This window comes from Bradyrhizobium sp. Kon58, assembly GCF_055807455.1.
Genome location: NZ_JBVVOT010000041.1, coordinates 37,381 through 52,034, shown reverse-complemented (window position 1 = coordinate 52,034; position 14,654 = coordinate 37,381). Strand labels below are relative to the sequence as shown.

The following is a 14,654-nucleotide window of genomic DNA, read 5'->3' as shown; positions in this document are numbered from 1 at the left end:
ATCTCCTTGATCGTCTTGCCCTTGATGAAGTGCTCGCGCCTTATCCGGGCAATCGTCTCCACGATCAGCATCCCCAAGCGCGTCGATGTTCTGTTCGCCATCGAGCGCGAGATCAACAGACTTCCTGCGCAGGAGCGTTTGCGTGTGCGCCAGGAACGTAGCCGCCCTTTGATCGTCGAGTTGGAGGCGTGGTTGCGCGAGCAGCGCGCCAAGCTCTCCAGGAACAACGACACGACCAAAGCGATCAATTACTGCCTCAGCCGCTGGGGTGCATTTAGCCGCTTCCTTGATGACGGACGGCTTTGCATGTCGAACAATGCTGCTGAGCGTGAGCTACGGTCGGTCGCCGTGGGACGAAAAAATTGGACCTTCGCCGGGTCGGATGAGGGCGGCCGGCGTGCGGCTGCCATCTACAGCCTCATCGCCACCGCCAAGCTCAATGACATCGATCCACAGGCTTGGCTTGCCGACGTGCTGGCCCGTCTCCCGGATCATCCCGCCAAGCGCATCCACGAACTCATGCCCTGGAATTGGCGATCTCAGAACCTCGCTCACGCCGCATAAGCGCGGTCAGCCATCCGCTCAAGATGCCTAACCAGGGGCCATCACCGGATGCGTACGTTCAATGACAGGCTAATCGCCTTGTTGAGATGAACACGAACGCCGTGAGTTTCGCTCCTCTCATCTCGGCTCAGTGCCCCGGAGGTCGATCTGCAGCTGCGGTCCGACTGCGCTCAAACTGCGTCTCGCCAGCGCTTCCGCCTTCAGCGCCTTGGCGAGAGGGCTACGGTGTTGCAGTGACCTGCCTCAGTCCGTCGGCGCCGACCCAGCGGGCTCCTCGAACTGGCCGTAGAGGGCGTCGAGAAGAAGACGAATTTGTTCTGATCGAATATTCGTTTGCTACCCGGCTGCGAAGGTAACGTCCAATGCGAGGGTGGATTAGACAATGATAAACCTTGCCAGGATGGGGATGACCTTTTAGAGCTCGGTTAGCGTGGCTTCCCTTTTCGGCGAAACGCCGTGCGGCTCCAGTGCTTGTCTGTTGATTTATAACGGACGGGGCAGTGGATGCCGATCACGCGTTGGAGATGGCCGAGATCGAGTACTTGAGTTCGTCGAAGTAGGCCACCGGGGCGTCCGCTTGCCCACTCCAGCGCAAATGCGCGGGTCAGGAGACCTGGGCCCGTCGAAAGCCAAACCAGATCGGTATCGCCGCGGTTCATGGCCGCGGTGCCCATATCGAGGGCGCGGACGATGACAGGGTGCTCCGGCGTCACGGCGATGAAATTGTTGCCGATCGAACCGTAGTTCTCCTGATGCAGTGCCAGTGTCGCCTCTGGATGAAGATAGCTGTCGATCGGTGCAAGGGATCGGTCGTCGGCATCCGCATAGATGCCGCCTCGCGCCGCAAGCCAGGCGAGGCGGAACAGGTCGGCCTGTTGAGCCGGTACGACGGCGCGATCGTAGGCACGAAGGACCTGCACACCGAATTCACGCCTGAGGAATTCTCTCGCGCTGTCATTATCGAAACAAGTCCAGCGGTGACTTGGGTTGAATTCCCGCCACGATCCCATCAGCTCAGTCACATCTTTCGGCGGATCCCGATCCCAGAATTGCACGATGTGCCGCGGGATTGGACTCTGAGCTCCCGGATCCGATTTTGGCGGTATTGCAAATCGGCCATTTTGGCGCAGCGCGATCGCCAGAAGCATCGCAGCTGGCGTGTAGTCCGGATAAGCCGCGAGCATCGCTCGCAATCGGCCGAATTGAACTGCGGGATCGCCAGACATGATGCTTTGCAGTTCCGCCAAGGCATCGGCATCCAGGACGAACTCGTCGAGCAATTGTCCGACGTGATTTTGCGACGGGCTGAGGGACTGACCTTTGAGGAGAAGCGAGGATCTGCTGACACGAATGAAGTTCGCGAGCGCTTTCCGTGATGTATCGATGTCGAGGCTCATCAATGCCGCGCGCGCGAGCTCGAAATGGGCCCATGCATCGCTGGGATTGAGGCGAATGGCCTCCTGATAGGCCGGGATCGACTCGCCGTAGGCGAATCTGGCCTCGGCAAGCTGCCCGCGAAGCAACTCGACCCGCGCGTGGTCGGTTACGCTCGAGGCCGGCGTCGGGCCATTCAACTCCTGCTCGGCCAGCACGTAGTCGCCGGTCATGGTCGCAATCTGGACCTTATGCGACCAGAGCCAGAAATTTGGACGCGGCGCCTCGGCCAAGGCCTGATCGATCGTCTCTTGCGCCCGGGTCCATTCTCGCAGTTGGCGCAGCAGCTCGATTTCCATCCCAGCCATCTCGGGATGCGATCCGAGCCGCTCACGAGCTTCTGCGATCAAGCGGAAAGCTTCATCGCGCGAGCCCGCTTCGAAAGCAGCTCGCGCACCGCCAAGCCATGCCCAAACATTTGTAGGATGTGCGGCCGCTGCGCGGCGATAAATCTCCAGGGCCCCTTCCGCATCGTCGCTTTGCATGGCCAATTCGGCGAGCCCGATTAGGGCTCCGACGTGATCGGCCTCGGCGATAAGGGCTTGATCAAGCCATTGTGTCGCAAGCTGCGGGCGGCCGAGCGCACGCTCCTCGCTCGCCGCTTCAACCATCGCCTGGGCATTGTCCGGGTGATGGGCGATCAGCTGCTTGAACACCACCAGCGCCTCGTCCCGGCGGTCCTGCCGGCGCAGCAGCTGCCCGCGTTGCATCAACGCACGCGCTTCCGTGGGAGCCGAGGCAAGCACTCGATTGATGACCGCGGCACTCTCGTCCAGCTGGCCCAGATCTCTCAGCTCGACGGCCACATCAAGGAGCCGCATTTCGTTGGCTGGCTCAGCAGCCGCCGCCCGGCGGAACGACGCGAGCGCGGCATCGCGATCTCCGCGCCGCCGATGAATGTTGCCGAGAGCCCCGTAACTCTCGGCGTGATCGGGCTGGCTGGCGATGACCTGCAAGAACAGCTCGGCCGCTTCGTCCAGCCGGTATTGGGCGTCAAGCAGATGACCAAGCGCCACGCGGGCGCCGCCATGGCCTGGTTGTGTGGCCAGCACCTCGCGCAGGGCTGTCTCGGCCTGATCTAACTGCCCCAGGCGGCGAAGTGCGTAGCTAAGGCCAACCAAGGCCGACGGATTCCCCGGCGCGCGCGTAAGCGCTTCCCGGAAACGCTCAACCGCTTCGGTCGGCCGGCCGAGCTTCAAGAGCACGTGACCGGCCTCGATGGGCGCGTTCGGATGCGCCGGATCGTCTCCCTTGGCCGCATCAAAAGCGGCCAAGGCCTCGTCGCTGTGTCCGGCGCTTCGGAGCGCATAGCCCAGTCCAAGGTGCAACTCTCGTGATGCCGGCCAATCCCTCAGGGCGTCCCGGTATTGGGCGGCGGCGTCGTCAAAACGTCCGAGATTTCGCAACGAATTGCAGATCTCTTGCCGAATATAGAGTGCCCTTGGATCGACATCGCGAGCACGGTTGAAACAGTCCAGCGAAGCCCCATGGTTGCCGCGGTCTCGCTCGCTGATGCCAAGCGCGTGCAGCGACCCGGCATTTGTGGGTTGCAGGTCAACCGCACGCCGGAACGCCTCTGCAGCAGGGTCAAGCCTTGCAGCCTTGCGATGCAGCCAGCCCATCGCGACCCATGCACTGGCATTCGCAGGCTCCTGCTCCAGGACTGCGGTCAAGACCTCGAGGGCCTCGTCGAGGGCGTCGATGTCACGAAGAATATGACCGAGTTCTATACGATAAGTAATGTCGGTGGGGTCAACCGTAATGAGCTTTCGAAACGTTTCAGCCGCTTCCAGATTGCGGCCCGATTGCTTCAACAGCCGCGCGAGAGCCGAGATATGTCCCGCATTTGATGGGCCCTGCTCGATGACGTCTTGCAACAGGGCAATGGCGTTGTCGATACGGTTGGTATCGCGAAGGATGTTCGCAGCCTCGACCTTCGCGGCAGTGTTCGTGGGGCTGGTCTTTGCGGCCGACAGGAACGCGTCAAGCGCCTGATCGCTGCGGCCCAGCGATTTCAAAGTGTAACCGAGCCCCATGGATGCGCCCGCATGACCGGGCTCGAGTTCGAGGACGCGCTGAAAGCAGCGCTGGGCCTCCGCGAGATCACGTAGATGCCTAAAGGTGTGACCCAAGCCGATCAGGCCTGACTTGTTGTCGGCATCAAGCGCAAGGCCGCGCTCGAAGGCATCCCGTGCCTCGGGGATCTGGACGAGGTGAAGATGATCATAACCGCATTCGATCGCAGCGGTTACGTTCGAAGGGTCAGCATCGGTTGCTCGGGCAAACGCCGCCAGCGATCCGACACGATCATTGGCTTTCCGGAGTTGCCGGCCTTGCTCGATCAAGCTCCGCGCAGTTTCGGCGGCGTCGGGAGCTGAAAGTCCGGCCAACTTCTCGGTTGCTTCGCTATTTTCTAATGGACCTTGCATCGAATGACTTAGATGAGGGGAGCCAATATGGCGGATCATCGAACCTATTTAACACGGCCCTAGCTGAGGAAAATGGACCGGCGTCAGAAGGTTAATTGCGGCCATGAAAATGAACTTTACGTTCGGCTCTACCATGAATAGAGGATTGATATACCCAAAAACGGGATTGGACTTAATACTAGCAGGGGGACTGAATGGCGGTGCATCACTCGGTGACCGCCGTATACCGCCTGTAAGCTGGAAATGAATGCCGACAACCCTCGGGATCATTGTTCCCTATCGCGACAGGTCGGAACACCTTGCGGCACTCATTCCGCACTTACTGGCCTTCTTTGCTCGGGACACGCTCTGCTCGACAGTTGCCGTCCGGATTATGGTTTCAGAGCAGGCCGGCAATCTTCCCTTCAATCGCGGTTTCGTTAACGACGCTGGATTTCAGGCAATAGCGCCGGACGTCGATTATGTCTGTTCCCATGACGTAGACCTCTTGCCCGAAGAGGCGGACTATCGCCTGTCAGAGAGGCCTGCGATGGCGATATCAGACGGGCTCAACTCTAGCTTCACCCCGGAATTTGTTCGGCAGCTTTTTAGCGCAGTCGTTTTAATGAGCAAGGAGCACTTTAGCTCGCGAATGAACGACTATTGGGGATGGGGATTCGAGGACGTGGATCTTCGAGAGAGGCTGCTGCGGGTTGGGTGCAGCACCGAGCATCGCCCGGGTCGCTTCAGGCGCTTAGCTCATGTTGATGCCGGAAGCTTTCCGGATGGCGAACCCACGCCAGCGCATGTTAGAAACAGACTTCGTTATGTGGACCTTTGGTTTGAGCAAGTCGCGCAAGGCTTCATTCGCAAGCGCAAAACTGATGAGTTCTGGAAGCGCGATGGTTTATCGAATTTAGCGAGCATTCAGAAGGTGCATTCGCGGCGTCACTTGGAGCACAGCGGCAAAATTGTTGTGGAGCACATCTTGGTTGAACCCCTCCATCAGCCGCAACCGGCAGAGGGCTAAAAAAGTCAGCTTAGGACTGATGCCGCAGATCTAAAGCTTTATGCCTACGCGCTTGGCCGTATAGCCCCGCTCCAAAATTGCGGCCCACCACGGCTTATGATCGAGATACCACTTCACGGTCTTCTCGATTCCGCTTTCAAAAGTTTCTTCGGCGCCCCAGCCAAGTTGTCGCTCGAGCTTTGAAGCGTCGATTGCATAGCGATGATCGTGGCCGGGACGGTCAGTAACAAACGAAATGAGCCGACGGCGCAATCCATCGCTTGTAGGGGCCATGTCATCAAGAAGGTCACAGATTGTCTGGACGACCTGCAGATTGGTACGTTCGTTACGGCCACCGACGTTATAGGTCTCGCCGATGTTGCCGCGTTCGAGAACCGTGGTCAAAGCCTTGGCATGATCCTCGACATAGAGCCAGTCGCGGATATTCTTGCCATCGCCATAGACCGGCAACGGTTCGCCGGCGAGACCCTTGATGATCATGTGCGGGATCAGCTTCTCCGGAAAGTGAAACGGCCCGTAATTGTTCGAACAATTCGTCACCAACGTCGGCAGATCGTAGGTCTCCCGCCAGGCGCGTACCAGATGATCAGACGAAGCTTTGCTGGCAGAGTAGGGGGAGTTCGGGGCGTAGGCTGTCGTCTCCGTGAAGAGCCCCTCATCGCCCAGCGAGCCGAAGACCTCGTCGGTGGATATGTGGAGGAAGCGGAACGTCGCACGCTTCTCGGGAGACAGGGTTCGCCAATGGCGTAGGGTCTCCTGCAGGATCGTGAAAGTACCTACGATGTTGGTCTGAACAAATTCATCTGGACCATCGATTGAGCGGTCGACATGGCTCTCGGCGGCGAGATTCATCACCGCGTCGGGTTGATACTTCTCGAACAACTTGCGAAGTGAGGCGCCTTCGCAAATGCACTGCCTCTCGAACTGATAATGCGGATTGCCTTCGGCGCCAGGTAAGGAGTCGAGATTAGCCGCGTAGGTGAGCTTATCGATGTTGACAACGCGCGCATGTGTATCGCGCAACAGATGTCGCACCACGGCAGAGCCGATGAAGCCGGCCCCCCCAGTCACGAAGATCGTTGAGCCTTTGAAGCGCATCTGGAGCGCCCTCCGTGATTGAAATTACTGTTGGAAAGAGCGAGCAACCGATTTCAAGTATTCCCCGTAACTACTCTTGGCTGTCTTCTCTGCCACTTTCTCGAAAGCTTTCAGAGAGATGTAGCCCTGCCGCAAGGCAATTTCCTCGGGGCAAGCGACCCGCAAACTCTGGCGCTGCTCCAGGATCTGTACGAAGTGACTGGCCTCCACGAGAGAGGCATGCGTACCCGTATCAAGCCACGCAAATCCGCGCCCGAGCACCTCGACAAAGAGATCACCGCGCTCGAGATAAGCGTTGTTGACGTCGGTGATTTCGATTTCTCCGCGGGCGGACGGCTTCACATTCGCGGCGATGTCCAGGACGTCATTGTCGTAGAAATAAAGGCCCGTAACCGCCACGTTAGATTTGGGTTGCTTGGGCTTTTCCTCAATTGACAACGCTCGGCCGGTGGTATCGAGCTCGACGACACCATACTGCTCCGGCGTGTTCACGTAATAGCCAAACACCGTCGCGCCCTTTTTTCGAGCCCCGGCGTGGGCGAGCATCTCTGGAAGGCCATGGCCGTAGAAGATGTTGTCGCCTAGGATCAGGGCGACCGAATCCTGGCCTACAAATTCGCGGCCAACGATGAAGGCGTCAGCCAGTCCACGGGGAGCGTCCTGGCTTTCGTATGAGAACCGTACGCCGATGTCTGATCCGTCGCCGAGCAGGCGTTGAAACAGAGGTTTGTCCAGAGGGGTCGAAATGATCAGAATGTCGCGAATACCCGCCAGCATCAGCGTGGAAAGGGGATAATAGATCATCGGCTTGTCGAAAACCGGAAGCAATTGCTTGGATACAACGGTGGTCACGGGGTAGAGGCGCGAGCCAGTTCCGCCGGCGAGTATGATGCCCTTCATGGCCCTCTCACAAATTTACCAATTAAAACGTATCAGATGGAATAGCCGGCACAAGTTCGCTATAGATCTAGAGTAAACAAGGTTTTCGAGCCCCTCATATATCACAATGAATGTTATTGCGACTACGCTTCCTGAGGTTTTGGTTATTGAACCCAAGCTATTTGGCGACCAGCGGGGCTTTTTCCTCGAAACCTACCGGTTCGACCGCTACGCCGAACACGGTGTCAGCCGCCCGTTCGTGCAGGATAACATGTCGCGGTCGTCCTATGGGGTGCTTCGCGGCCTTCACCTACAAAACCCCTCGACACAAGGCAAGCTCGTCAGTGTCGTGCGGGGCACGGTATTGGATGTTGCCGTAGATGTCCGTGTTGGAAGTCCGAATTTCGGGCGGCATGTGGCGGTTGAACTTAGCGAGGAAAATCGCAGGCAATTGTGGGTGCCTCGAGGTTTCGCGCACGGGTTCGCGGTGCTGTCTGAAACGGCGGATTTCTTTTACAAATGCGATGATCTCTACAGCCCAAAGGACGAACTTGTCGTCCGATGGGATGATCCCGCCATCGGGATCGATTGGGGCATTCCCAACCCGTCATTGTCGCCGCGTGACGCGGAGGCGCCTTTGCTCGCGGACGTGAAGAATTTGCCGACTTACGGGCAAGTGTAATGCGAATCCTTCTGACCGGGACCAGTGGGCAGGTTGGTGGAGCGCTGTTGCCTCTGCTGAATACTTCACACGTGGTCTTGGCGCCGCAGCGTGCGGAACTCGATCTTTCTCGGCCTGAGACCGTAGCTGAAGCGTTAGATGGTCTAGCGCCCGACCTCATCGTTAATCCAGCTGCTTACACAGCTGTCGACAAGGCTGAGGATGAGGCAGAACTCGCTCTGCGCGTGAACGCAGCATCTCCCGCCGCCATGGCCGCTTGGGCCCGTAAACGTAACGTTCCCCTGATCCATTTCTCTACAGACTATGTCTTCGATGGATCCGGCGAGACACCCTGGCGCGAAGGGGACAGATGCGGACCCCTCTCAAGTTATGGGCGTAGCAAGTGGGAGGGAGAGCGAGCAATCCAGGCATCTGGCGCAGCCCACCTCATCCTGCGAACGTCGTGGGTGTACGCCGCACAGGGAACAAACTTCCTTCGCACGATGACGCGTTTGGCGCGCGAGCGTGACGAATTGCGGGTGGTGGCGGACCAGTTTGGCGCCCCAACGGCGGCGGCTTCAATCGCAGAGGCGACATCGGCCATCATTGATCGACGCACAAACACTACGGATTTGGCCGAGGATTTCGCGGCGGCAGAGGGGCTCGTCCATCTGGCAAACGCCGGCACGACGTCCTGGCATGGCTTCGCAACAGCGATCGTGGATGGCCTCAAGATGAGAGGTCAGGCAGTCAAGTCTGCGACGATTCACGCCATCGCGACCAGCGAGTTTCCCACAAAAGCAATCAGGCCTGCCAATTCGCGGCTGGACACGTCAAGGCTCCGCCAGGCCTTCGGTGTGTCGATGCCAGGTTGGAGCCAGGCTATGCACCGTGAACTTGATCGTTTGATTCGGCTGGGATAATTCGGGTGCTTCTCAAGATCCGGGGGCTTCTGCCGTTGATCGTCATCGGTCGTAGCGAGCAGATGGTTGGCAAAGCTAACTCCCGCTGATCTGCCAAAAGGGGCGAGCACGCGATGGTGAAGCTCTCCGAGCTGCTGGTGCTCGAGTCGAGTCGATCATGAGCCGCCTCAAACCGCAGCATCGAACAAGTCAGCATCGAAGGTCGACGTTCGACAGGATCATGGGTTATTTGAGTTTTAAATCTTCGAGTGTTGTTCCTGCCGCAAGTAAGTCATGTACCCATCGCGGCTGACTACCGCGTCCACACCACGTCTGTGACGGGTTGTTTGGGTTTCGGTATTTTGGACGGACACGCGGATATGGCTTCCGCGGCTTGGTCAGGTGAGATTTTAGATTGGTTCGTTGTTGGATCGTCTCGCTAATTTCATGATGATGAAGCAAGAGGTCGTCCAACGACATGGATTGATAGTCCCTCATCGCTACCTCCCCGATGCAAAAAAAATACTTATGAGATGATCCCTTGGTGGGCGTACGTGACCAGCGCGTGGCCCGGTAAATCGGAAACAAGACTGAAAGAGTCCGCAGTGTAGTCGCCAAGAAGAGTCAGGTGAGCGACTTCTGCTCCGTTTGCGATGGTTAGCGTGCCGCCGGTGTTCGCATTCTGGACGTAACTGATAGTGGCTGAATCGGGGTTGAAGTTGTTCAACTCGATAACGTTCAAATCGTTGAACCCTGAAATCGTACCGTTGAAATGGAAGGCATCTCCGAGCGACAGGGTGCCGCCACTAGCCAGGCCAAAAACCACGTTGGCATTTGAAGCGGCCTCGAACTCAAGCTGGCCTGGGCCATCGATAATCGCTGTGCCGTTTCCGCTAACGACATCTTTGACCGTCAGATTGGCAGCATTTGCCCAGAGGAAGCCCGAATTGTCGACTGCGCTGACAACGATCAGGCCTCCTGGTCCAGAAGCCTCCAAAATTCCCGCGTTGTGGATCACATTCGAGCCAGTGTCGATGGTAAGCGGTTGGTTGCCTGTCGCGTTGACGTTGCCGGCGTTGATGAAGTTCAGTTGTCCGTTGCCCAATTGGCCTGCACCGGAGATGATGTTGTCCTCGTTGTTCAGGGTGACATTCGGGCTCGTTCCCGAAATGATGTTGCTGTTATCATCCGAGAGCAAAAATTGCCCGCCCCCCTTAAGCGTCAATCCGGGTTGAATGAGCTGCACGATGGTTTCGTCGCCTGCCGCGCTTACTAGGACGGTGCCGGTATTGTTCATTTCTCCACTGATCGGGAGTAAGGCTCCGTCAGAAACTGACATCGTACCAACATTGCTGAACGCTGGTGCCAGATCGAAAACGAAATTGCTTGCCGTTAGCGAAGACGATGAGATGCCGGATAGCGAAATAGATTGCTCGTCACCCAACGCAATGACGGCGCTGCCGGAGACATCGTCCAGCATGTGCGCTTGAACGGCGCCGAAGTCGGTGGCGGAAAAGCCGATCAGATCGATTTGATCGGCACGAACATCAAAATTGTAGAGTAGGTCATGACCGATAGGTTGCGAGAACACGATCAAGTCATGACCGCTCGCCGCCGTAAGAAAATCGTCGCCTGCATAGGCGAAGATCGGTGTTCCTTGGGCGTAAGCTTCAACATTGTCAGCGACGACGTGGTTCGTACTTGTACCGTTCTGCGTGGTTACCACTTCAGTTATTTTCAGAAGCGCGGCGCCTTCGAAAGTACCCGGTGTTGTTATCGACAGAGATCCGGGATCGGCTGTTTGCTCCGACCAAGTACCATCAGCGCTTCGAACTCCATGGGTTACGATCCAGTCGTCCGCAACGCCGGCGAGTGTGACAGTGAATGTGGCGCCAGATTGCAAGAACGGGTCGGCTAAACCGAGATTGATTTCGGAGCCAGCGACGCCAGCCGGAGCTCGATGCGGCGGATCATCATCGCTGATCGTAATTGTCACGACCTTGGCAGTGCCATCAATGGTCTGAACGGTGAAGGTGTCTTTGAGATGTTGGCCTTCATCGAGCCTGTGTACCGTCGGGTTTGAATAATTGAGCGTATAGGTCCAAATGCCGGACGCCGTCAGTTGATAAGTGCCGTAGCCGTTGCTGGTGGCCGACCCGGCAGGCTTCGGTATGAAGGTATTGGGAGTATTGTCGATGTCGGTGTCGGTTACTTTGCCGGTATCTATTAACTTGCCGCTACCCGGGCCGTCATCGGGTATCTCCACGTTGCCGCTCAGCTTGCCTGAGATCACCGCGGCATCGTTGCTTCCAGCAATGGTAATGTCGATCAGTTGAGAAGCGGAACTGTCGGCCGATTTCACAGTCAAGGTGTCGTGCACAATCTGGCCGCCGGCGAGTGCCTGGACCTTGGCGGCGGAGTTATCGAGCGCGTAGCTCCATTCGCCGTTGGCAGGATGGAAGGTGAACGCGCCGTAGGTCCCGGCGAGAGATGCTGGGGTCTGGAAGTGGTCTTGCCCGGTGTCGATGTCCTGGACCGTGAGCGTACCACACGCGGTCAGTTTGCCGTCTTCCTTGACTGCGCCAGTCGCTGTTCCGGAGATCACCGCGGCATCGTTGCTGCCGGTGATGGTGACGTCGATTAGCTGCGAAGCGGTGCCGTCAGCCGACTTCACAGTCAGGGTATCCTGGACGACTTGGCCATCGGCAAGCGCCTGGACCTTGGCGGCGGAGTTATCGAGCGTGTAGCTCCATTCGCCGGTGGCAGGATCGAAGGTGAACGTGCCGTAGCTGCCGGCGAGGGAGGCTGGCGTCTGGAAATGGTCCTGGCCCGTGTCGACATCCTGGACCGTGAGCGTGCCGCACGCAGTCAGCTTGCCGTCTTCCTTGACCGCGCCAATTGCTGTTCCCGAGATCGCCGCGGCATCGTTGCTGCCGGTGATGGTGACGTCGATCAGCTGCGAAGCGGTGCCGTCAGCCGATTTCACAGTCAGGATGTCGTGGACGACCTCGCCGCCAGCAAGCGCCTGGACCTTGGCGGCGGAGTTGTCGAGCGTGTAGCTCCATTCGCCGGTGGCAGGATCGAACGTGAACGTGCCGTAAGCTCCGGTGAGGGAGGCTGGCGTCTGGAAATGGTCCTGGCTCGTGTCGACATCCTGGACCGTGAGCGTGCCGCACGCAGTCAGCTTGCCGTCTTCCTTGACTGCGCCAATAGCTGTTCCCGAGATCACCGCGGCATCGTTGCTGCCGGCGATGGTGACGTCGATCAGTTGCGAAGCGGTGCCGTCAGCCGATTTCACAGTCAAGGTGTCGTGCACAATCTGGCCGCCGGCGAGTGCCTGGACCTTGGCGGCGGAGTTATCGAGCGCGTAGCTCCATTCGCCGTTGGCAGGATGGAAGGTGAACGCGCCGTAGGTCCCGGCGAGAGATGCTGGGGTCTGGAAGTGGTCTTGCCCGGTGTCGATGTCCTGGACCGTGAGCGTACCACACGCGGTCAGTTTGCCGTCTTCCTTGACTGCGCCAGTCGCTGTTCCGGAGATCACCGCGGCATCGTTGCTGCCGGTGATGGTGACGTCGATTAGCTGCGAAGCGGTGCCGTCAGCCGACTTCACAGTCAGGGTATCCTGGACGACTTGGCCATCGGCAAGCGCCTGGACCTTGGCGGCGGAGTTATCGAGCGTGTAGCTCCATTCGCCGGTGGCAGGATCGAACGTGAACGTCCCGTAAGCTCCGGCGAGGGAGGCAGGCGTCTGGAAATGGTCCTCGCCCGTGTCGATATCCTGGACCGTCAGCGTGCCGCCCGCAGTCAGCTTGCCGTCTTCCTTGACCGCGCCATTAGCTGTTCCCGAGATCACCGCGGCATCGTTGCTTCCAGCAATGGTAATGTCGATCAGCTGCGAGGCGGTGCCGTCGGCAGACTTCACAGTCAGGGTGTCGTGGACGACTTGGCCATCGGCGAGCGCCCGGACCTTGGCGGCCGAGTTGTCGAGCGTATAACTCCATTCGCCGGTGGCAGGATCGAACGTAAAAGTGCCGTAGGCTCCCACGAGTGAAGCCGGCGTCTGGAAGTTACCCTGTCCGCTATCGATGTCCTGGACCATCAGCACACCGTGCGCTGTCAGCCCGCCGTCTTCCTTCACCGCACCGGTTCCTATTCCCGAGATCATCGCCGGATCGTTGCTTCCGGTGATGGTGAGGGATAGAGCCCTATGAAAGATTTCGGATCCGACTCTGCTATCAAATTCGATTACAATCACGACGTTCTGATTGGCGCCAAGAAAAGCAAACTTTGCCGGATCATAGCTGATTGCGCCAGTGGCAGCATTGAGAGTTAGAAGCTTTGCCAGATCGGCGCCGAGTGGAGCGGCGGGGGGCCCGCTAACAGATTTGATTGAGCCGGTTCCTGCGATGTATGGAACGAGAACATCAGCAGGGTTGGAATCGGTGATGATAACCTGATCGGCAATTGTGAAACTCGCTTTGTCTGACGCAGGAATCACATCGACAGATTTGATCGAGATGAACGGAATGAACAGTTCGCCTGTTTGATTGAATGCAGCCGTTTTTTCGGGGGCGATCGCAAAGTTAAAATTCGGGATACCGGCTTGGCCGCCTGCACTGTTCATCGCCAGACCACGGCTGTCGGGGATGACCGTGTCGGTGAAATTCGTCGTGAGCCTGGTGTTGCCCGAATTTGCGCTGAATTTCAGTGAGAACACGTCGGATATGAGCTTCTGAACCTCCGGCGACAATAATGCATTGGAGACCGAGACATTGCCGCCGCTGATCTGGATCATCTGTCCAGCTTGGTTGACTGTGCCGATCGGCAGCAGTGTGATCTTGTCGAACAAGACGTAGGAGCCTGTCGTGCCGTCGGGCTCGACCAGAACCTGGAAATTGGCCTGGGGCTGCGGATCTCCGCCACCCAGCGGCACGAAGAAGCTGATCTGGGTTAGCACCGCCGTCCCACGGATGCCCATGGTCGCAACCGGAGTATCGATCTTCATGTCGCCGTGTTTGGCGGTCTCACCAGCGACGAAGCTGATTGTGCCCGCGACCAGGCTGAGCAGCGACGAGTTGCTCGATCCATTGGGGTCGTAGATCATCTCGTTCAACACCATCCTCGCGTTTGAGGACAGGCCAAACACTGTGCCGTCGATGAAAGTGACCCCGAGGGTCGAATCCGACCCGGTCACAAGCACGTCGCCCTTCTGGACGTCGTCGCCATTGTTCAGGATGACCGGTACGCCATTGCGGATCGCGGTGGCACTCCCCGCCAACTTCGTGATGTGTCCAATAATCTGGGCCGAGGCCATGCTGGGCCCGGCCTGAGCATACTGAATTTGGCTGGTGAGCGCGTTGACAAGATCTCCGCTCAGATGAGCACCATCAGGGGAGGTGAGTGCTAGGCGCTTCTCGCCCCTGAAATAGTCCTGAACAATGAACTCATGCCCATCGTTCGACAGGATCAGATCAACCCCAGCGCGCTTGTACTCGCCGTGAAATAGCAGATTAGGATCAGGCACGGTGAGTGCCCCATCGGGCGGGTGCCCGTGAGCCACTGCGGTGAATGAATCGACGTGCCCGAAGGCGAGGGGGCGAAGCCCCTGGCTCTCCATAGCAGGACGCGCGGCGTCAAAATTGCCCGTGTAATTCAATTGAGCACCGCTAATAGCTATT

Annotated in this window: 9 protein-coding genes; 4 read left to right on the top strand and 5 right to left on the bottom strand. The window is 58.2% G+C overall.

Going from position 1 to position 14,654, the window contains the following annotated elements:
• Positions 1-564: IS66 family transposase (locus tag AC0L20_RS36325; protein WP_473295168.1), on the top strand; the 564-nt coding region annotated here is incomplete at its 5' end.
• A 425-nt stretch (positions 565-989) separates the two neighbouring features.
• Here AC0L20_RS36325 and AC0L20_RS36320 read toward each other — a convergent pair.
• The gene (locus AC0L20_RS36320) at positions 990-4,466 is read right to left on the bottom strand and encodes a tetratricopeptide repeat protein (RefSeq protein WP_473295167.1); all 3,477 of its coding nucleotides are present in this window, start codon (positions 4,464-4,466) and stop codon (positions 990-992) included.
• Positions 4,467-4,674: 208 nt separating this feature from the next.
• Between AC0L20_RS36320 and AC0L20_RS36315 the strand changes: the two genes are divergently transcribed.
• The gene (locus AC0L20_RS36315) at positions 4,675-5,436 is read left to right on the top strand and encodes a galactosyltransferase-related protein (RefSeq protein ID WP_473295166.1); all 762 of its coding nucleotides are present in this window, start codon (positions 4,675-4,677) and stop codon (positions 5,434-5,436) included.
• Positions 5,437-5,466: 30 nt separating this feature from the next.
• Here AC0L20_RS36315 and rfbB read toward each other — a convergent pair whose 3' ends face one another.
• Positions 5,467-6,534, bottom strand: coding sequence for a dTDP-glucose 4,6-dehydratase (rfbB, locus tag AC0L20_RS36310; RefSeq protein ID WP_473295165.1), 1,068 nt, complete (start codon positions 6,532-6,534; stop codon positions 5,467-5,469).
• 24 nt (positions 6,535-6,558) lie between these two features.
• Entirely contained in the window at positions 6,559-7,434 is an 876-nt protein-coding gene (gene rfbA, locus AC0L20_RS36305) for a glucose-1-phosphate thymidylyltransferase RfbA (RefSeq protein WP_456765766.1), read from the bottom strand.
• Between the two features lie 106 nt (positions 7,435-7,540).
• On the opposite strand from rfbA, the gene rfbC reads away from it, so the two are divergent.
• On the top strand, positions 7,541-8,095 hold the full coding sequence (rfbC, locus tag AC0L20_RS36300) for a dTDP-4-dehydrorhamnose 3,5-epimerase (RefSeq protein ID WP_456765765.1): 555 nt from the start codon (positions 7,541-7,543) through the stop codon (positions 8,093-8,095).
• Positions 8,095-8,997, top strand: coding sequence for a dTDP-4-dehydrorhamnose reductase (rfbD, locus tag AC0L20_RS36295; protein ID WP_456765764.1), 903 nt, complete (start codon positions 8,095-8,097; stop codon positions 8,995-8,997). The genes rfbC and rfbD overlap by 1 nt, the downstream gene beginning before the upstream one ends.
• A gap of 225 nt (positions 8,998-9,222) precedes the next feature.
• Here rfbD and AC0L20_RS36290 read toward each other — a convergent pair whose 3' ends face one another.
• Both AC0L20_RS36290 and AC0L20_RS36285 read right to left on the bottom strand, forming a co-directional pair.
• Positions 9,223-9,456, bottom strand: coding sequence for an H-NS histone family protein (locus tag AC0L20_RS36290; RefSeq protein WP_231171148.1), 234 nt, complete (start codon positions 9,454-9,456; stop codon positions 9,223-9,225).
• Positions 9,457-9,502: 46 nt separating this feature from the next.
• Positions 9,503-14,632, bottom strand: coding sequence for a VCBS domain-containing protein (locus AC0L20_RS36285; protein ID WP_473295164.1), 5,130 nt, complete (start codon positions 14,630-14,632; stop codon positions 9,503-9,505).
• Positions 14,633-14,654: the final 22 nt, after the last annotated feature.